Raw genomic sequence first — 18,575 nt, forward strand, 5'->3', positions numbered from 1 at the left:
TTTACCACCGCCTTATTTATTCTTCACTGCATCCACAGTCTGTAATGCTTCGTTTATATTCGTATAAATGCTGTTGCCGACAATTACAACATCTGCATGTTGTTTCATCTCCGCCGCTTGCTCTTTGGTTTCAATTCCTCCACCATAAAAAAGCAGCGTATCATCCAGTATAGCACTTACTTTTTCAACAAGCTCCGTTTCTCCATATTTCCCGCTGTACTCGACATAAAATATCGGGAAATGGAATACATGCTCCGCCATATAAGCGTATGCTTGCACGTCCTCTGTATCAGGCATAAAACAATTCGTGTATGTAAATGCTTTGGCTTCTTCATTTAAAATACAGTAGCCTTCAAAGAATACCTCACTGAATTGCATCAGATCACTATATTCCTTTATCGCTTGATGCTGTACATCCATCATATATTTCTTTTCCTTGGAATTCAGGACCATTGGAATGAAATAATAATCAAATCCGGGAGTTAGTGCTTCTTCTTCCGAAACTTCAAGAATACAAGGTATCTGGTGATTTATTTTTATTCGTTCTAATAAATCGAGCACCCCGTCCAATGTAATGTTATCCGTCCCACCAATAATAACAGCATCTGTTCCAGATTCACAAACCGCATCCAAATCTTCATCAGATATTTGCTTCGCAGGATCTAATTTAAAGATATGCTTCCATTGTTTTAACACATTAGATTGATTCGTCAACCGCTCCATCCTCCATTATGTTCTTCCATTGATTTATTATAACAAAAAACAAGCTGGGAATTGAGGATTTTATTGTGGATTTTGAAAGGATTAATTATAGAGGTAATAAAGACAGCAGAAGATGCTTCTCCCCTGCTGTCTTTTTTATTAGCTTTCCTGTTCTTTCAGGCGATCGACGACTAGTTTATAGCCATCGCTGCCAAAGTTTATGCATCGGCGTACTCTTGATATGGTTGCGGTCGAAGCGTTTGTGTCCGTTTCAATCGAGCTATACGTGGAACCTTCCAAGAGCATTTTTGCTACTTGCAATCGTTGGGCGAAAGACTGAATTTCCGACATTGTAGCTAAATCATCGAAGAACTGATAACATTCTTCACGATTCTTTAATGATAACATGGCATCAAATAATTGATCCAATTGTTCTCCTCTTAATTTATCAATTTGCAATGAAAACCCTCCTGATTCTCGTTAGGGCAGACTTGCTCCAATCTATGCTTAATTGGATATCGTTACGGTTTGTTCCATACTCGGATCATTCGGCACGACATTAATCCATGTCTTGCCCGGCATGAAACCAGCCGGCTGCCCGTCTTTCATTGGAACAAGTCTACCATCATCGTTCTGCCACTCTACTTCTTGAACTCTACCATTTTGGATGAGATAGGCATCTCCTCCAGATTCAAAGTCAATATTCCTTCTACCTGCATCATCAACCACTTCATGGAACGTTTCAATAATGAACACGTTCGCGACTTCAACAGATGCTCCCGTGTTCAAGTCCACTGTTTCCTCTTCATTACTGTATCTTTTATATGTTCCCTTGCTCTCATCAAATACATATTGCACCGTTTCAAGTGGATTTTCACTATAAACAATTTCCACTTGTTCAGCTGCTTCCCCTTCGATTGCCGCAGTTTCTTCATCACTTAAAAATGGTAATGGTTCGTATTCAACTGTCATTTCATAGCCCTTACCTTCAGCCGTCTCGTTGATGGCATCCGTTAATAAATAAGAGTTATGGGGTGCTTTTCGGGAATCGTCCCGTGTAAATAACTGGCCATCATTATCATAAGTCGAACCATTTAAGAAAGGGATTCCCTGATCAATAATCATTTGATCGATAAAATCTGCTGCCCCGTGGTATACGTAAAGGGATCCGTAGCGGTTTGCCAAGTCAAAATAATATTCCCGTGCACTGCGCACCGGCCCGATTGTTTCCGGTATTTCACTTTGGAAAAGCGCAAGTAATCTTGTAATCTTTGCTTCAGCCAAAATTTCAAATACGATATCCGCCTCGGCTAGTCCCGATTGCGGCCGTGCTTGTCTATGGTTGTTCACCATCACACCGATTATGCGGTTATCAACTGGGGCATCTATATAAAGCCCGGTTAGAGGATATTGATTCTCCCCATTTCCTTGTTCAATGCTGCCCTTTTCGCCTCTGTCTGTCCCTTTTTCATCATGGTTCGAAGCACTTCCATCGTCCTTTGAGCAGGCGACTAATAGAATTCCAATGATTACGGTAATAAATATTAATTTTCTCATCATCCCACAACTTTCTATTCGCGTATTTTGGTAAATTCAACCTCATTATACGCGTTAGGGAATATGCTCGCCACCTCTTCTTGTAATCATCTATACTTTATCATACTTTATCACTTTAACACTGTAAAGCTTAACGTTTTCCCTTTGATAAGGGTATGAAGGTTTAAAGCCTTGGCAAGTTGTTCTACCGTTTGAAGAGTGATTAACTACTGAATGATGGGTGAACGTATTATTCGGGAATAAAAGATCTATTAACTGCTGATTGGACGAATAGCCGGGTGGTTCGGGTGTTTAGAAGAGCTATAAACGACCAAGTGAACCTAGTAGCGAGGTCGTTCGAGTGTTTAGAAAGGGTATAAGCGGCCGAGTGGATCAAATAGCGGGGTGACTCAGGCGTTTACAGAAGCTATTAACTACCGAATGAATCGAATAGCGAGGCGGTCAAACCTTTACATGAGTTATAACCGACCGAATGACAGAGTAGCGAAATTGTTTGGGTACTTAGGGGATTTATAAACGAATAAATAATATAGGAGCGCGATCATCATAAAAAAACTGGAACAGGGGGAGCATATCACAGATCCCTTGTCCCAGTTCGTTTATAGTTTACCAATGTCCTTACGATAGAAGAAGTCCTTTGAATCTTTGAGTGCACCCATTGATTCATAGACGAGGTCTGCCGCACCGTCTCGCGTATCCGCAACAGCTCCAACGAGAAGCACACGCCCACCATCTGAAACAAGCTGACCATTTTCCAGCGTCGTGCCGGCATGGACGGTAAATGGATTTTTTCCATCTGGCAAGGCTGGTAAAGTAATGCCTTTCGTATAGGCACCCGGGTAGCCTTCAGAGGCTACGACAACACCGAGGCAAGCTTTTTCTTCCCACACAAGCTCAGGATCCACACCATCAATCACATCCATGAATACTTGGTATAAATCATTTTTCAATAACGGCAGAACGACCTGTGTTTCCGGGTCACCGAATCTCGTATTGAATTCAATAACTCTCGGTCCCTCCTGCGTCATAATGAGACCTGCGTATAGAATCCCCGTAAAAGGACGATCCTCTGCAATCATCCCTTTTGCCGTCCGGAGTAAAATATGCTCCATCGCAAAGTCTAGATCTTTCTCTGTCACATCGTCAGCCGGAGCAAACGCCCCCATGCCTCCTGTATTCGGTCCGGCATCTCCGTCAAACGCACGCTTATGGTCGCGCGCTGTCACCATCGGGAACACCTTATCTTCTTTTACGAAAGCCATGAGAGAAAACTCTTTCCCATCAAGGAACTCTTCAATAACGACAGTCGCACCAGCTTCTGCAAAGGCTTTTGATACTAGCATTTCATCAACCGCCTGAACCGCCTCTGCTTCCGTCAGCGCAACAATAACGCCTTTTCCAGCAGCAAGACCATCTGCTTTTACCACAATCGGCGCGCCTTTTTCCTTAATATATGCTTTCGCCTCGTCCACATCATTGAAAACAGCATAATCGGCAGTCGGCACATCATATTTCTTCATAAACTCTTTTGCAAAACTTTTACTGCCTTCTAGAAGAGCTGCCGCTTCTGTCGGAGCAAAGATCTTTAAGCCAGCTTCCTGGAAGGCATCGGCAATCCCCGCGTTCAACGGATTTTCCGGACCAACGACAGTAAGGTCACATTTCTTTTCTTTTGCAAAAGCTACAAGCCCGGCAATATCCATCTCATCAATGGCCACGCATGCAGCGGTTCCTGCCATTCCCGCGTTACCCGGTGCTGCAAAAATGTTTGTAACCTGCTCGCTTTCCTTTAGCTTTGTAACAATGCTATGTTCACGGCCACCACGGCCAACAACTAATACGTTCATCGCTACTCTCCTCTATTCCCGAAATTCAATTAATGTTTGAAATGACGCATATTTGTATAAACCATGGCGATACCGTGCTCATCACAGACATCAATCGAATCCTGGTCACGTTTCGATCCGCCCGGTTGAATGATTGCTGTTATCCCTGCTTTAATCGCATTTTCCACCGTGTCCGGCATTGGGAAAAATGCGTCAGACGCAAGCACCGATCCGCTCGCCTTCTCTCCTGCTTGTTCAATTGCAATTTTCGCAGATCCTACTCGGTTCATTTGACCTGCTCCAATTCCGATTGTCTGGTTATCTTTCGCGAGCACAATCGCGTTCGACTTCACATGTTTCACTGCTTTCCAAGCAAATAGCAAATCAGCAATTTCTTGTTCTGTCGGTTGCTTTTTCGTTACAACTTTGAGCTCGTCTGCTGTAACTTGCCCAGTATCTTGATGTTGAATAAGCACACCGCCTCCAACACTTGTCAGCTTGTGGGTCACTTCTTTATTCTCTGACATATCCACTTCAAGCAAGCGAATATTTTTCTTTTCTGTCAGAATATCCAGCGCTTCTTTTGAAAAGCTTGGCGCTACAATGATTTCAAGGAATATTTCACTTAAACTTGCCGCTGTTCTTTGATCGACTTCGCGGTTAAGTGCAACAATTCCACCGAAAATCGAAATCGGATCCGCATCATACGCTAGTTCGTATGCATCATGCAGATTAGCAGCAACTCCAATTCCACACGGGTTCATATGTTTTACCGCAACTGCTGCTGCATTCTCATACTCCCCAATAATCTCAAGTGCTGCATTCGCATCCTGAATATTGTTGTAAGAAAGCTCTTTTCCGTGTAGCTGTTTCGCTCCAGCAAGACTAATCCCCGTAGCTAGCGGTGCACGGTAAAAAGCTGCTTTCTGGTGCGGATTTTCCCCGTAGCGTAAATCTTGAACTTTTTCATATGTAACGGTATAAGTTTCCGGGAACTCTTCCCCTGTTTCTCCCGCAAAATAACCCGCAATCATTGCATCATAATTTGCTGTATGACGGAAAACTTTTGCCGCTAAGTGCTGGCGAAGTTCGTTCGATGTATCGTCCTCCTGCAAAGCATCAAGCACCCGCGGATAATCTTCCGGGTCGACGACAACAAGTACATCCTCAAAATTTTTCGCAGCGGAACGAAGCATCGTCGGACCGCCGATATCGATGTTCTCAATGATTTCTTCCTTTGACACGACCGGTTTCTGTAATGTTTCTTTGAATGGGTAGAGGTTGACGACGACAATATCGATCGGCTCAATTTCGTTCTCTTCCATTTCCTTCATGTGCTCCGTGTTGGATCGTTTTCCAAGTAGCCCACCATGTACTTTCGGATGTAATGTCTTCACCCTGCCATCCATAATTTCCGGATATCCTGTCACTTTATCAATTGCGATAGCTTTTACTCCTGCACTGTTAAGCGCTTGTAACGTACCCCCAGTTGAAATAATTTCAACCTCAAGTTTTTCTAATTCCTTTGCAAAATCTGTAATATTTGTTTTATCAGAGACACTGATTAACGCTCTTTTTCCCATGAAAATCCCTCACTTCTGTATTAACTCTCTAATGACTTGCGGATATAAACGGTGCTCCACTTTTTGAATCCGTTTTTGTAATGTTTCTTTCGTATCATTTGCTAAAATTGAAACAGCTTCTTGACGGATGATCGGTCCGGTATCCATCCCTTCATCAATGAAATGGACGGTTACCCCCGTCTGCCGAACCCCTGCTTCAAAAGCCTGCCCGATTGCATCTTTCCCCGGAAAGGCGGGTAAGTAAGATGGATGAATGTTTACAATTTTCCCTTCATATGCCTGAAGAAGTGTCGGACCAATGAGCCGCATATAACCCGCCAAGAAAACCCATTCGATCCCCTTCCGTTTTAGCTGCTCTGCTATTTCCGCTTCATATGCTTCCTTGCTTTCATAATCCTTTGCAGAGAAGACAAATGTTTCAATACCGTGCTGCATTGCTTTCTTTAAAACTCCTGCTTGCTCTTGATCACTGACGAGGAGAACAATTTCACACGGAAAATCGTCCTCATCCAGCATCGCCTGGAAATTGCTCCCCGTACCAGATGCGAATACAGCTGCCTTCACCTTACTCATGAGGAAAATTGCACTCCTTCTTCACCGGTTACGTTACCGATAACAGAGGCCTCTTCTCCGGCTTCTTGTAAAATTGCAACTGCAGCTTCCGCATCCTTCTCTTCCACAACAAGCACCATGCCGACCCCCATATTAAATATACCGTACATTTCTTTCTCTGGAATAGCACCTTTTTGTTCTAAGAATGGGAAGATTTCCGGGATGTCCCAGCTGCCTTGTTTCACATCCACTCCTAAGCCGGCTGGTAGCATTCGTGGCAGGTTTTCATAAAATCCTCCACCGGTAATATGAGAAATCCCTTTAACCGTCAGCTTTTCCAGCACTTTTGCAACTGGTTTTGCATAAATTTTCGTTGGTGTTAAAAGCACTTCACCTAGTGGGTTTGAAAGACCTTCATATGTTTGAGCAAAATCAAGATCCGCGACAATTTTGCGCACTAACGAATAGCCGTTAGAGTGGATTCCGCTGGACGGGAGCCCAATGAGCACATCGCTTTCAGCAATCTGATCACCGGTAACAAGCTTTGATTTTTCCGCAATTCCGACAACAAAGCCTGCAAGGTCGTATTCCTCATCGTTGTACATTCCCGGCATTTCCGCTGTCTCCCCGCCAATCAATGCAGCTCCAGCATCAACACAACCGTTCGCAACACCAGCTACGATCTGTTCGATTTTTTCCGGATTATTCTTTCCGCATGCAATATAGTCAAGGAAAAATAATGGTTCTGCACCTTGAGCAACGATATCGTTCGCACACATCGCAACAAGATCAATTCCTACCGTATCATGCTTATCCATTTCAAAGGCAAGCTTTAATTTTGTCCCGACACCATCTGTTCCGGAAACCATAACCGGTTCATTAAAGGAAAACTTCGATAGATCAAATAATCCTGCAAATGCACCGATTCCGCCGAGCACTTCCGGGCGTGTTGTTTTCTTAATATGCTTCTTCATCCGTTCTACCGCTTCATAGCCGGCTTCCACATCGACGCCTGCTTTCTTATATACATCTGACATGATTACACTTCCTTATTCATTATTTAAGTGTGTGTTCAAAAAGGAGGATAAAAAGGATCGAGGTCGGCTAAATAAGCAACGTCTTGTTGCAACGCCGACACTAGCACATCCTGTGCGTCAAAATTCGAGGCGGCGAAAGCTCCCGGCACCGGAATGTACGTTAGTAGGTACATAAGGAGCGGAAAAACGAGCAAACTAGCTTCCACAGGAAGTGGTGAGTTCTACGTTGTCCACAGGACGTGAACGGTCTTAGTAGAACCTCCCTTTCACGAAGTGTCATTTTTACCGGACTTTTTGAACAACCTATTTAAGATGGATCTTCTCTTCTGTCTAAAATTGGCACCGGATATTCCCCAGTCATACAAGCATGGCAAATCCCTTGATGAATTGATCTTTCCCGAACGATTGCTTGCTTCATGCCTTCGACCGAGAGATACTCGATACTGTCTGCTTCAATCAGCTCAGCTATTTCCTCAAGCGAGTTGTTGGCGGCAATCAATTCTTCTCTCGTCGACATATCAATTCCATAATAACAAGGGTTCTGGATCGCAGGTGAAGCAATACGGACATGCACTTCCTTAGCCCCTGCTTCTTTTAACAACCTTACGATATGCTTAGACGTTGTTCCACGTACAATCGAATCATCGATCATGACAACCCGCTTCCCGTCGACAATTCCGCGTACCGGTGAAAGCTTCATCTTCACCCCTTGCTCCCTTAGCTCCTGGGATGGCTGAATAAATGTCCGACCGATATAACGATTTTTAATAATTCCCATTTCATACGGCAGGCCGATTTGCTCTGCATATCCAATCGCTGCCGAGATACTGGAATCCGGCACCCCTGTCACAACATCAGCTTCCACTGGTGCTTCTTTCGCGAGCTCCATCCCCATTCGTTTCCTTGAAGCATGGACGTTCACCTGATTTAAATCACTATCCGGCCTGGACAAATAGACATATTCCATCGCACAGAGACGCCGCTGTTCCCGCATGGCAAATCGTACAGACTTCAATCCTTCATCACCAATGACAAGCAATTCACCAGGCAAAACTTCCCGTTCAAAGGTCGCCCCGATGATATCAAAAGCACTCGTTTCTGAAGCTACAACATAAGCTTCCCCTAGTCTTCCAATCGATAGGGGACGGATGCCATGGGGATCGGTTGCAACATACATATAATCTTGATCCATAATTAAAAATGTATAAGCTCCTTCCAACTGCTGGAGAGCTTCGATAATCGCTGTTTCATTCGACTTTTGTTTACAACGTTTAATTAGATGGGCGAGGAGTTCTGAATCCGTTGCGGTCTGCAGAATGCTCCCGTTATCTTCCAGTTCCTCGCGCAGTTTTTCACCATTGACAATGTTGCCGCTATGGGCAATCGCTATACTCGTTGAACGTGAGTGAAAGACAAGTGGCTCGACACTATCGACCGCCCGATTTTTATCTCCGTGTTTCGAATAACGGATATGGGCGATTGCTGCTTTCCCTGTAAATTCCTGAAAATTGGCATGCTTAAATACGTCATTGACAAGTCCTAACCCCTTATGAAGCTTCAGTTCTTCTCCATCACTGACAACGACGCCTGCCCCTTCTTGTCCCCGATGCTGCTGAGCATGCAGTCCATAATAGGAAAGCTCAGCAGCATGGGTATGTCCCCAAATTCCAAACATAATGTGATTCCTCTTTTAGCTTCTAGATTTCAATAGCGCCGGGATTGCTTCTTTCCAGAGCGTATTGAGTTGGTCTACATTTTCTTTTATGATTGCTTGGCCGTTTACTTGAATTTCAAAAGTCCCGTCAGCTGTGACTGTTCCGATTTCAGTTGCGTCACGGACAATTTCTTCAAATTTTTCTTTGTTTTCTTCTTTAACAGAGAGAATAAAGCGCGACTGGGTTTCACTGAATAATGCAGCTGTCACGTCCCCTTCCAGACGGGCAGATACCCCTAATCCTTCATCCGTAAATGCTGATTCCGCAAGTGCAACAGCAAATCCACCTTCTGAAATATCGTGAGCTGATGCTACAACCCCTGCACGAATTGCTTCTAAAATCTGTTTCTGTCTTGCTGTTTCAGTCTCTAAGTTTATTTCAGGAGCTTTACCTGCGTACGCACCTTCTAAAACGTTCTGCAGTTCACTTCCGCCGAACTCTGCTTTCGTTTCCCCGATCAGATAGATTATGTCTCCTGCTGCTTGGAACGTATTTGGCGTTAAATATTTCGTATCTTCCAGTAAACCGACCATTCCGATAATTGGTGTCGGCATGATTGCTTCACCTTTTGACTCATTGTAAAGGGAGACGTTTCCGCTAATAACCGGCGTCTCGAGTGCTAGACAAGCTTCCCGGATACCATCGATACTCTGTTCCATCTGCCAGAAATTCTCAGGCTTTGTCGGGTCTCCGTAGTTTAACCCGTCCGTAATCGCAAGTGGCTTCGCACCGGTACAGATAATGTTTCGGCTGGCTTCAGCAACCGCAATTTGTCCGCCCACTTTCGGATCTAAGTAGAGATAACGGGAGTTACAGTCTGTTGTAATTGCAATTGCTTTATCCGTTCCGTCAATCTTCACAACTGCTGCATCAAGGCCCGGTCCTGCAATCGTGTTCCCTTGCGCTTCAGAATCGTACTGCTTATATGCCCATTCCTTACTTGCAATCGTCGGCTGCTGTAATAAAGTCCGAAGCATTTCACTGTGGTTCAAGTCAGCTGGAATTGCAACTTTCTGCGCTTGTAAGGCATGATATTTTTCCGGTTCTTTCGAAGGCATCTCATATACAGGTGCGTCATCTGTCAATGCCGCAACTGGGATTTCCGCATAAATTTCACCTTTATGTTTAATTCGGAAAACTTCTTCTTCAAGTACTTCACCGATGGCAACTGCTTCTACATCATGTTTCTGGAAGATGTCGAGGATTTCCTGTTCCCGGCCCTGTTCCACAACAAGCAGCATGCGCTCTTGGGATTCCGATAACATCATTTCGTACGCATCCATATTTTCTTCCCGCTGCGGGACGTGATCTAGAACGAGTTCCATTCCAGTTCCTGCTTTACTGGCCATTTCACTTGCTGAAGATGTGAGGCCCGCTGCTCCCATATCCTGGATTCCGACAAGCGCATCGGAATGAATGACTTCCAGACAAGCTTCGATCAGTTTTTTCCCCATATGCGGGTCACCGATCGCTACGGCTGACGTATGATCTTCTTCCGCCCCTACAACGTCAGAGGAGAATGTGGCACCATGAATTCCGTCCCTTCCAGTCTTTCCACCAGCATAAATGACGGTATTACCAACACCTGATGCTACTCCCTTTTGTACGTCCTGATGGTTGACTAGTCCGACGACCATCGCATTGACAAGCGGATTCTCTTCATAGCTTTCATCGAATTGAACTTCCCCGCCAACTGTTGGAACTCGAGTCGTATTTCCGTAATTCGCAATCCCGCGAACTGCTTCAGAGAATAACCATTTGGTCCGGTCCTGATCTAACTTTCCAAAACGCAAGGAATTGAGTGCAGCGATCGGCTTAGCCCCCATCGAAAATACATCACGTAAAATTCCGCCTACCCCTGTAGCCGAACCCTCGAATGGTTCAACGTAAGAAGGGCTGTTATGGCTTTCGATTTTAAAGACAACCGCCTGCTCATCACCAATATCAACAACGCCCGCCCCTTCACCAGGACCTTGAAGGATATGTTCGCCTTTTGTCGGGAATTTTTTTAATAATGGTGTTGATGTTTTGTAGCTGCAATGCTCTGACCACATAACGGAAAAAATTCCAGTTTCCGTATAATTCGGAAGTCGTTGCATTTTCTCTTTTACAAGTTGGAACTCTTCATCAGTCAGCCCCATTTCTTGATAAATTTTTTCCGTTTCAATTTGCTCGTTTGTAATTGAATTATTGCTCATTCCTTTTCCCTCCGTGTTTGGAAATTTACTGCTTCTCGTTTTGATAAGCCGCAACTTGGCGCAATACTGCCTGCTCATCTTTGGCGACAAACGTGATATGACCCATCTTCCGCTTTTCTTTCACATCAGCTTTACCATATAAATGACTATGACCGGCCGAACTTTCTTGCATATGTTCGAGTAATCCTTCGACATGTTCACCGAGCACGTTCACCATCACTGCCGGCTGTAATAGTTCGATATCCTTTAACGGGAGCCCGCAAATTGCAAGTACATGTTGATCGAACTGGGACACATTGCATGCTTCAATGCTGTAATGACCAGAGTTATGTGGTCTTGGTGCCATTTCATTTAAGTAGATATCTTCCCCGTTCACAAACATCTCGATTGCAAAGGTTCCGACGATTTCCATCTTCTCCCCGAGCAGTCTCGCCGCGTGATAGGCCTTGTCTTGAACCGCCTCACTCACTGCAGCCGGCACGGTCGTTTTATATAAAATATGGTCGCGATGCTCATTCTCAGAAATCGGGAAATACTTTATCTCACCAGTTGCAGTACGAGAGAACACGACAGAAATCTCTTTATCAAAGGAAATCCACTCTTCAATGATGCAATGCTTCTGTTCTTTAGCGAATCGGATTGCTTCTTCTTTATCCGCTTCCGTCTCGATTTTCAGCTGGCCTTTTCCGTCGTAACCGCCACGGCATGTCTTAATAACAGCCGGAAGATTCACCGTTTCTAAAGCAGCTTTAGCTTCTTCTCCATTCCTTACGATGGAAAAATCCGGTACCGGAAGACCAAGGTCTTTCATTATTGTTTTTTCTTTCTCTCTGTTCTGTGTAACTTCAAGTGCGAGGGCACCTTGAGGTAATTTACCAAGGGATTCAATATACGTCGCTGCTTCTAAATCAACATTTTCAAATTCATACGTAATGACATCACTAATTTTTGTCAGTTCTTTGATGGCATTCATGTCATCATACGCTGCCGTAATTTGTGTGTCTGCCACTTGGGCTGTCGGACAATCTGGTGTCGGGTCTAGGACAGCGATTTTATAGCCCATATAGCGGGCCGCGATTGCCATCATGCGACCGAGCTGTCCGCCGCCAATAATTCCGATTGTTTTCGGTGGTAGGATCACTTTATTTGTCTGCAAGGTCTTCCCTCATTTCCGCTACTTTTTCTTTCATTCCGTTCCGATAATCTTCTAATCTTTCCGCTGTTTCTCCATCAAATGCTCCGATAATCTGCGCCGCTAGAATTCCCGCATTCGTTGCTCCGGCTTTTCCTATCGCTACAGTCGCAGTCGGTACGCCACCAGGCATTTGCACAATCGATAGTAAGGAATCCAGTCCGTTTAGCGCTTTCGACTGAACCGGTATGCCGATAACCGGAAGATTCGTTTGCGAGGCTACCATCCCTGGTAAATGTGCCGCTCCACCCGCTCCAGCGATAATTACTTTCAGTCCGCGCTTCCGGGCATTTTTTGCATATTCAAACATATCATCCGGAGTTCGGTGTGCTGAAATCACTTCTTTTTCATACGGAATTTCTAATTCTTCAAGTACGTTGCATGTATGTTCCAACGTTTCCCAATCGGAGATACTTCCCATGATTACACCTACTAAAGCCATGAAACCCCCTACTTTCTATCAAGATTAAAAAAAGTCTATCCAATTCTCCACATATAAGAGAAGATGATAGACTTTCGAACAGATAACATTCATCATTATTTTACATAATGATCCACCTTCCCTCATAGTCCTTGGATTTACGGTCAAGGGTAGAAACTTCGGAGCCATATTCTCCATGAAATATATGAGGTTTTTTATTCACTTTTTCTGCGTTAAGCATATCAAAATAACAAACAAAAATCAACAGAAATCGAACGATAAATTAGCTTTATCTATTAACGTTCGGGTTTTGCTTATTTTCTGAGACATGGGGTCAGAGCCTTTGTCCCACTTTACTAACTTGCTCAACTTTTGGAACTCATAATTGATGGACAGTCCAAATTAATCAAGTACTCTTAGCTTGACAAGGCATGCGGCTAAAACACTGGGGTTTTATTCTCCCAATCTCCCAATGCTGCATTTATTTTGATTGAATGGGAAGTTTAATGAATTTCATAAAACGTATTTAATGTATCACCATCACCATATGTAGTTGGTTCGTTCCCAACTACATATGGTGATGGGAAAGCCGACTTTGGTAATTATGAAATTCATTCAGTTAATTAAATATTACTTTCCCATAAATCTTTTATATTATTTTTATTACACATGAACGGTTTATAATTCCCCCACTGAATGAAGTTTCACTTTACCGGAAAACAACAAACAATAAAAAAACACTATGATAGCTGCCACTTCGCAGATATCATAGTGTATATAGCCTCATTCTTCCTCTTTCTCCTTCTCATGTTCTTCCACAAGCTCTTCATGGTGCTTCTGAATCTTACTTTTCTTAACTTGTTTAACCCAGAATCCGCCATGAATTTGTTTCGGTTCATAAGAGATGATGAATGCTTTTGGATCAATCCCTTGAATAAGTTCATATAAGGATAGTTCATACTTTCTCGGCGTCAAGATTTGCATCGCCAAACGGTCCCCTTCCATCCCATAAGCATACCAGCTCGTGACACCAAACCCTTTTTCTCTAATCTGTTGGGTGAACTTAATATCTGGATTGGAGGAAGTTACATTCACAACGATATATCCAAGTGCGAGCTTTTCTTCAATCATCGATCCGATAATGACACCAAGTCCAAAACCGAGCGCATAAGCAATCAAGTTCTGGATCTCATTCAAGTTATCAAGTACCAATCCCAATCCGATGACATAGATGACAACTTCGACCATACCTACTAACGCCGCTATATATCGCTTGCCTTTTAATGTAAAAATCATCCGCACCGTAAACATGGATACATAGACGACATTGATTAGAAAAATAATTGCCACCATGATTAACGCATTTTCAAGCATCGCCATTCCCCCTCGGAAAACATCTATTCTATCGTATTATTTTTCAATTAGTTCCAATTTAAAATCCCCAACCGCATCTTGCACATATAAATCTGTAACGGAAGTCGAATAGTTATGAATCACTGCTTGAAACTCAAGATCCATCTCTGGCACCCGGACTAGAAAATCATTTTTATATAGTTCCGTCGTTACATCATGATAGGCGTCACTATGGACTTTAAAGTCAAATGCGATAAATTTCCGTACCTTATCTTTATCTTCCCTCATATCTTCTTTAACATTCTGGGCATCTAGTTTCAATTCATTCAACAATATCTCCATATCTTACCACTCCCAACCTATTCCTTATTCGGGCCAAAAACACGTCGCTCAATTCCCGATTCTTGTCCGCGCAGTCGCTTTCTTAAACGATTCCCCCAGTTCTCAGCCAGCAACTCGCAAGTTGAAAGTTCATCAGCAAGTCTTAAATCATCTTTATTAAAATGCATCACTTCATTGGCAGCTTGAACAGACCACTGCGGATAAGGGCGCTCCATCAAGTCGATGGGACTATCCGCTTCAACATTCCCTTCTTCAAGCACACGAAAATACCAGCCTGTCCTTCCTGTGTTCTGAATTTGAAGAGCAAGATCTAGAATTTGAAAACGGCGCGCGGGTCTCCAGCATGGCTGCCTTGGCTGTGAAACTTGAATGACCGCATCCCCGACCTTGTACGTATCACCAATGCATACACTGAACTCATCCATTTCAAGCACTGCAAAGTTTTCCCCCATGCCACCCATCACGAGTGCTTCATGGTCATATTTCTCCTGCCAATACGTATAATGCTTGATCGGGTAGCAAAAAACAGCCTTCTCCGGTCCGCCATGGTTCTTCTTATCACCAACTTCATCCCCAATGAAACCAGTTTCACTAAGCCAGGTCGGCTCTTTTGTTTCTCCTTTAAATATCCCTGTCTCCCATGGTCTTTCCAACGGATTTTCCGCATTTTCTTTACCTACCCGTTTCACTTTCCCGATAAACAATTTATGTAGATGTGGCTCTTCCATTGTTTCACCTGCTTTTCCATGATATTATTAATTTTATTCTATATGAAAGAATGTTAGAAAGAAACCGAAAGACTTGGAGGCAAAGATATGGCTAATGAAAAAGCAATATTTGCAGGAGGCTGCTTCTGGTGCATGGTAAAACCGTTTGACTCGTGGGATGGTGTTCATGAAGTTGTCTCCGGTTATACGGGTGGACAAATAGATAATCCAACCTATGAACAAGTAAAAACAGGGGAAACTGGCCATTATGAAGCAGTTGAAATCACATTCGACCCTGAGAAAATAAGCTATGACACCATTCTTGATTTATATTGGAAGCAAATCGACCCAACGGATTCAGGTGGCCAATTCCATGATCGCGGCAGCCAATACCGGGCAGCAATTTTTCACACGACTCCTGAGCAACAAAAAAAAGCTGAAGCATCAAAAGAAAAGCTAGCGGCAAGCGGAATCTTTAAGAAACCAATTGTCACTGAAATCCTTCCGGCGGCTCATTTTTATCCAGCAGAAGAATACCATCAAGATTTCTATATGAAAGAAAAAGAAGCATACGAAAAAGACCGGGCCGAATCTGGACGAGATGAATTTATCGAAACACACTGGAACATTGCAACTAAAAATTAAAGCCAAGGCTTGGGAATTTCATTTTTCTCAAGCCTTTGCTCCTTCTCCTTTTCCCTCTTCACACACTGCAACAAATCCACGAAATATTTTTTTCGACACGACATCTTTCATATGTTCCGGATGCCACTGAACGCCTAATGCAAAGCGATGAACCGTACTTTCCACTACTTCAGCAACACCGTCACGCGCTTTCCCACTAATGATAAAATGTTTACCAGGCTTACGATTGGCCTGATGATGATAGCTATTCACCCGAATCGTTTTCTCTCCGGCCAAGCGATGAATCAAAGAGCCTTTCATTAATTCGACCGTATGAATCGGCGCATAATTGCCAGCTTTTTGACTATGTTGGATCAACTCACTCTTTAGCTGCCTGTGAATATCCTGATACATATCTCCGTCAGCTGCAAGGTTCAACATTTGCGCGCCCTTACACACTCCAAGTATCGGTTTATCTTTCGCTAATATTTCCCGCGTAATTTTCATTTCAAATGCATCGCGCTCTGGGATAAACGGACCAAGATGCAAATGTGGCTCCTCATCAAAATAAATCGGATCAACATCATCCCCACCGGTTAAAAACAGTCCGTCAATCCGTTCTATCACTTCATCTATCATAGCTGAATTTGTTAAATAAGATAGCACAAGAGGGATACCTCCCGCTTGTTCAATTGCGAGCATATTATTCTTCGTTATTTTATAATGTTTCTCATTTAATTCCATTCCAGGCACTACACCAATTAAAGGTTTCATCATCGCTCCCCCCTACATTATATTGTATCATCTTTCATTCGTAATTATTACATATCCAAAAAAAGCCGAACCTGCTGGAGGTCCGACCTTTCTCAATAGAATGAATTTCATAATTACCAAACTCGGCTCCTCCGCCACCATATGTAGTTGGGGAACAAGCCAACTCAACTACATATGGTGATGGTGAAGCATTAAATACGTATTATGAAATTCATTAAATACTATTAACTTAGGAAAATAAAATATAAAATAAAGGTAACGAATAATCCGTACATGATCGGGTGAATTTCTTTCGCTTTTCCCTTCACAATCATCGTAATCGGATAGAATATGAAACCAATCGCAATACCTGTTGCAATACTATAGGTGAGAGACATCATCAGCACAATAAAGAAGGAAGGAACAGCAACTTCAAACCGGTCCCACTCAATATTCTTAAGCTGTGACGCCATCATGACTCCGACAATGACTAATGCGGGAGCAGTAACTGCACTTGTTACGATTGCAAGGAGCGGAGAGAAGAATAAAGCCAACAGGAAAAGTCCTGCTGTTACGACAGATGTAAAACCAGTTCGTCCACCCGCACCAACACCGGCTGTAGATTCCACGTAAGACGTCGTTGTTGATGTCCCGACAACCGCACCCACGACTGTTGCTGCTGAGTCTGCAAGTAAAGCTCTACCCGCACGCGGAAGTTTATTGTCTTTCACTAGTCCAGCTTGTGTTGCAACTGCAACTAATGTGCCCGCTGTGTCAAAGAAATCAACGAATAAGAACGTTAAAATAACGATAAGCATTTCAATTGTGAAGATATCGCCGAAATTAATGAATGCTTGACCAAATGTAGGTGCTAAGCTCGGCACACTCCCAACAATGTCACCAATCCCTTGTGGGACAGGTATTAAACCGAAGATCATCCCAACAATTGCCGTCAGAATCATTCCGTAAAAAATTCCCGCTTTAACACCTCTTGTAAGTAAAACAACGGCCGCAATCAGACCGAAAATCGTAAGCAGCACATTCGGATCCCTTAAGTTTCCTAGACCAACGAGGGGCGCTTCATTCGCAACCACAATTCCGGCACTTGATAAACCGATAAAAGCAATGTATAAGCCAATACCTGCACCTACCGCAAGTTTTAAGTTTGCAGGGATTGCATTAATAATAATTTCTCTTAAACCAGATAAAGATAAGAAGATAAAAATGACTCCAGATACGAGAACTCCTGCTAGAGCAGTTTCCCAAGGTATTCCATATTGTAAAACAACGGTATATGCGAAGAATGCGTTCAGACCCATTCCCGGTGCAAGCGCGACAGGATATTTCCCAAGCACACCCATTGTTAGTGTCCCTACTGCAGCGGCGACTGCTGTTGCAGTAAACACAGCTCCTTCAGGCATTCCTGCAGCTGAAAGCGTTGCTGGGTTCACAAAAAGAATATAAGCCATTGCCAGGAATGTTGTCAGTCCGGCAATGGATTCTGTTTTGTAGCTTGTGCCGAGCTCTTCAAACTGAAAATACTTTTTCATTCCATTTTTCCTCCTAAATTGAAAAATGCGTTGCGAACGGAAATCTAGCTCGAACTATCCCCTTCTCCTTTAATAAATAATGAGTCTAATAGAGTAAAACTTCATTCAGTGGGAGGTATTACAGACCGTTAATGCGTAATAAAAACAAAAAAACGCTCGGATAAGGAGCGTCTACCAAAACAACAAGAATAGAATAATGATAGCCAATGGAAGCTTCATTAAACATCCTGCGTAGTCAAACCGTTTACGGTGGTTTGGTAGAAACTTTGGGCCATATTCCCGAAATTATACGCAATTGCATTTAATTATAAAACCATTCTACTCTCACTGTCACTCTTTGTCAACAGAACCCGAATGTTATTTTAGATTCAGAGATTAACATTCGTATTTGTCGTAATTTGGTGTGAAACAGAAAACTTGGCATTCGCCAAGTCTTTAGGCGAATGCCTTAGTTGCACTTATG

At 43.3% G+C, this 18,575-nt stretch carries 17 protein-coding genes and 2 riboswitches; of the genes, 1 reads left to right on the plus strand and 16 read right to left on the minus strand.

What is annotated here, in order from left to right; all coding sequences use genetic code 11:
• Window positions 1-12 precede the first annotated feature (12 nt).
• The 14 genes from pcrB to L3V42_RS11335 form a co-directional block, all read right to left on the minus strand.
• Window positions 13-714, minus strand: coding sequence for a heptaprenylglyceryl phosphate synthase (gene pcrB / locus L3V42_RS11270; protein WP_255771136.1), 702 nt, complete (start codon window positions 712-714; stop codon window positions 13-15).
• Between the two features lie 147 nt (window positions 715-861).
• Window positions 862-1,161: a YerC/YecD family TrpR-related protein gene (locus tag L3V42_RS11275; protein WP_235764035.1), complete on the minus strand. Its 300-nt coding sequence runs from the start codon at window positions 1,159-1,161 to the stop codon at window positions 862-864.
• Window positions 1,162-1,209: 48 nt separating this feature from the next.
• A complete protein-coding gene (locus tag L3V42_RS11280) occupies window positions 1,210-2,262 on the minus strand; it encodes a DUF3048 domain-containing protein (RefSeq protein ID WP_369412888.1) in 1,053 nt (350 codons plus the stop codon).
• 596 nt (window positions 2,263-2,858) lie between these two features.
• Window positions 2,859-4,106 carry a phosphoribosylamine--glycine ligase gene (purD, locus tag L3V42_RS11285; RefSeq protein ID WP_238472014.1) on the minus strand — a complete coding sequence of 416 codons (1,248 nt, stop codon included), beginning with the start codon at window positions 4,104-4,106 and terminating at the stop codon, window positions 2,859-2,861.
• A 29-nt stretch (window positions 4,107-4,135) separates the two neighbouring features.
• The gene (gene purH, locus L3V42_RS11290) at window positions 4,136-5,668 is read right to left on the minus strand and encodes a bifunctional phosphoribosylaminoimidazolecarboxamide formyltransferase/IMP cyclohydrolase (protein ID WP_238472015.1); all 1,533 of its coding nucleotides are present in this window, start codon (window positions 5,666-5,668) and stop codon (window positions 4,136-4,138) included.
• A gap of 9 nt (window positions 5,669-5,677) precedes the next feature.
• Window positions 5,678-6,241: a phosphoribosylglycinamide formyltransferase gene (gene purN, locus L3V42_RS11295; RefSeq protein WP_235762128.1), complete on the minus strand. Its 564-nt coding sequence runs from the start codon at window positions 6,239-6,241 to the stop codon at window positions 5,678-5,680.
• Complete coding sequence (gene purM / locus L3V42_RS11300; RefSeq protein WP_238472016.1) at window positions 6,238-7,257, minus strand: phosphoribosylformylglycinamidine cyclo-ligase; 1,020 nt, start codon at window positions 7,255-7,257, stop codon at window positions 6,238-6,240. Before purM ends, purN begins: the two co-directional genes overlap by 4 nt.
• Before the next feature lie 307 nt (window positions 7,258-7,564).
• Complete coding sequence (gene purF / locus L3V42_RS11305; RefSeq protein WP_238472017.1) at window positions 7,565-8,932, minus strand: amidophosphoribosyltransferase; 1,368 nt, start codon at window positions 8,930-8,932, stop codon at window positions 7,565-7,567.
• A gap of 15 nt (window positions 8,933-8,947) precedes the next feature.
• Complete coding sequence (purL, locus tag L3V42_RS11310) at window positions 8,948-11,170, minus strand: phosphoribosylformylglycinamidine synthase subunit PurL (protein WP_238472018.1); 2,223 nt, start codon at window positions 11,168-11,170, stop codon at window positions 8,948-8,950.
• 25 nt (window positions 11,171-11,195) lie between these two features.
• Window positions 11,196-12,326 (minus strand): 5-(carboxyamino)imidazole ribonucleotide synthase, encoded by a 1,131-nt coding sequence (gene purK / locus L3V42_RS11315; RefSeq protein ID WP_238472019.1) that lies wholly within the window; start codon window positions 12,324-12,326, stop codon window positions 11,196-11,198.
• Entirely contained in the window at window positions 12,313-12,804 is a 492-nt protein-coding gene (gene purE / locus L3V42_RS11320; protein ID WP_235762133.1) for a 5-(carboxyamino)imidazole ribonucleotide mutase, read from the minus strand. Before purE ends, purK begins: the two co-directional genes overlap by 14 nt.
• A 105-nt stretch (window positions 12,805-12,909) precedes the next feature.
• A riboswitch (purine riboswitch) is annotated at window positions 12,910-13,012 on the minus strand.
• Window positions 13,013-13,566: 554 nt separating this feature from the next.
• On the minus strand, window positions 13,567-14,157 hold the full coding sequence (locus L3V42_RS11325) for a DUF2179 domain-containing protein (RefSeq protein ID WP_238472020.1): 591 nt from the start codon (window positions 14,155-14,157) through the stop codon (window positions 13,567-13,569).
• 36 nt (window positions 14,158-14,193) lie between these two features.
• Window positions 14,194-14,478, minus strand: a complete 285-nt coding sequence (locus tag L3V42_RS11330) for a DUF3219 family protein (protein ID WP_235762135.1) — start codon at window positions 14,476-14,478, stop codon at window positions 14,194-14,196.
• Between the two features lie 17 nt (window positions 14,479-14,495).
• On the minus strand, window positions 14,496-15,206 hold the full coding sequence (locus L3V42_RS11335) for an MOSC domain-containing protein (RefSeq protein WP_238472021.1): 711 nt from the start codon (window positions 15,204-15,206) through the stop codon (window positions 14,496-14,498).
• 87 nt (window positions 15,207-15,293) lie between these two features.
• On the opposite strand from L3V42_RS11335, the gene msrA reads away from it, so the two are divergent.
• Window positions 15,294-15,830: a peptide-methionine (S)-S-oxide reductase MsrA gene (gene msrA / locus L3V42_RS11340; protein ID WP_238472022.1), complete on the plus strand. Its 537-nt coding sequence runs from the start codon at window positions 15,294-15,296 to the stop codon at window positions 15,828-15,830.
• Window positions 15,831-15,857: 27 nt separating this feature from the next.
• On the opposite strand, the gene L3V42_RS11345 is transcribed toward msrA, so the two are convergent.
• Complete coding sequence (locus tag L3V42_RS11345) at window positions 15,858-16,583, minus strand: gamma-glutamyl-gamma-aminobutyrate hydrolase family protein (RefSeq protein ID WP_238472023.1); 726 nt, start codon at window positions 16,581-16,583, stop codon at window positions 15,858-15,860.
• Between the two features lie 224 nt (window positions 16,584-16,807).
• On the minus strand, window positions 16,808-18,112 hold the full coding sequence (locus tag L3V42_RS11350; RefSeq protein ID WP_238472024.1) for an NCS2 family permease: 1,305 nt from the start codon (window positions 18,110-18,112) through the stop codon (window positions 16,808-16,810).
• 212 nt (window positions 18,113-18,324) lie between these two features.
• Window positions 18,325-18,425, minus strand: a riboswitch (purine riboswitch).
• Window positions 18,426-18,575 lie beyond the last annotated feature (150 nt).

Source organism: Oceanobacillus alkalisoli (genome assembly GCF_022213125.1).
Lineage (GTDB): Bacteria > Bacillota > Bacilli > Bacillales > Amphibacillaceae > Oceanobacillus > Oceanobacillus alkalisoli.

What these genes read in the sequence shown, in the direction of transcription:
- L3V42_RS11280 (WP_369412888.1), bottom strand. Translation starts at nt 2,262, where the DNA reads ATGATGAGAAAATTAATATTTATTACCGTAATCATTGGAATTCTATTA.
- purD (WP_238472014.1), bottom strand. Translation starts at nt 4,106, where the DNA reads ATGAACGTATTAGTTGTTGGCCGTGGTGGCCGTGAACATAGCATTGTT.
- purH (WP_238472015.1), bottom strand. Translation starts at nt 5,668, where the DNA reads ATGGGAAAAAGAGCGTTAATCAGTGTCTCTGATAAAACAAATATTACA.
- purN (WP_235762128.1), bottom strand. Translation starts at nt 6,241, where the DNA reads ATGAGTAAGGTGAAGGCAGCTGTATTCGCATCTGGTACGGGGAGCAAT.
- purM (WP_238472016.1), bottom strand. Translation starts at nt 7,257, where the DNA reads ATGTCAGATGTATATAAGAAAGCAGGCGTCGATGTGGAAGCCGGCTAT.
- purF (WP_238472017.1), bottom strand. Translation starts at nt 8,932, where the DNA reads ATGTTTGGAATTTGGGGACATACCCATGCTGCTGAGCTTTCCTATTAT.
- purL (WP_238472018.1), bottom strand. Translation starts at nt 11,170, where the DNA reads ATGAGCAATAATTCAATTACAAACGAGCAAATTGAAACGGAAAAAATT.
- purE (WP_235762133.1), bottom strand. Translation starts at nt 12,804, where the DNA reads ATGGCTTTAGTAGGTGTAATCATGGGAAGTATCTCCGATTGGGAAACG.
- L3V42_RS11325 (WP_238472020.1), bottom strand. Translation starts at nt 14,157, where the DNA reads ATGCTTGAAAATGCGTTAATCATGGTGGCAATTATTTTTCTAATCAAT.
- L3V42_RS11330 (WP_235762135.1), bottom strand. Translation starts at nt 14,478, where the DNA reads ATGGAGATATTGTTGAATGAATTGAAACTAGATGCCCAGAATGTTAAA.
- L3V42_RS11335 (WP_238472021.1), bottom strand. Translation starts at nt 15,206, where the DNA reads ATGGAAGAGCCACATCTACATAAATTGTTTATCGGGAAAGTGAAACGG.
- msrA (WP_238472022.1), top strand. Translation starts at nt 15,294, where the DNA reads ATGGCTAATGAAAAAGCAATATTTGCAGGAGGCTGCTTCTGGTGCATG.
- L3V42_RS11345 (WP_238472023.1), bottom strand. Translation starts at nt 16,583, where the DNA reads ATGAAACCTTTAATTGGTGTAGTGCCTGGAATGGAATTAAATGAGAAA.
- L3V42_RS11350 (WP_238472024.1), bottom strand. Translation starts at nt 18,112, where the DNA reads ATGAAAAAGTATTTTCAGTTTGAAGAGCTCGGCACAAGCTACAAAACA.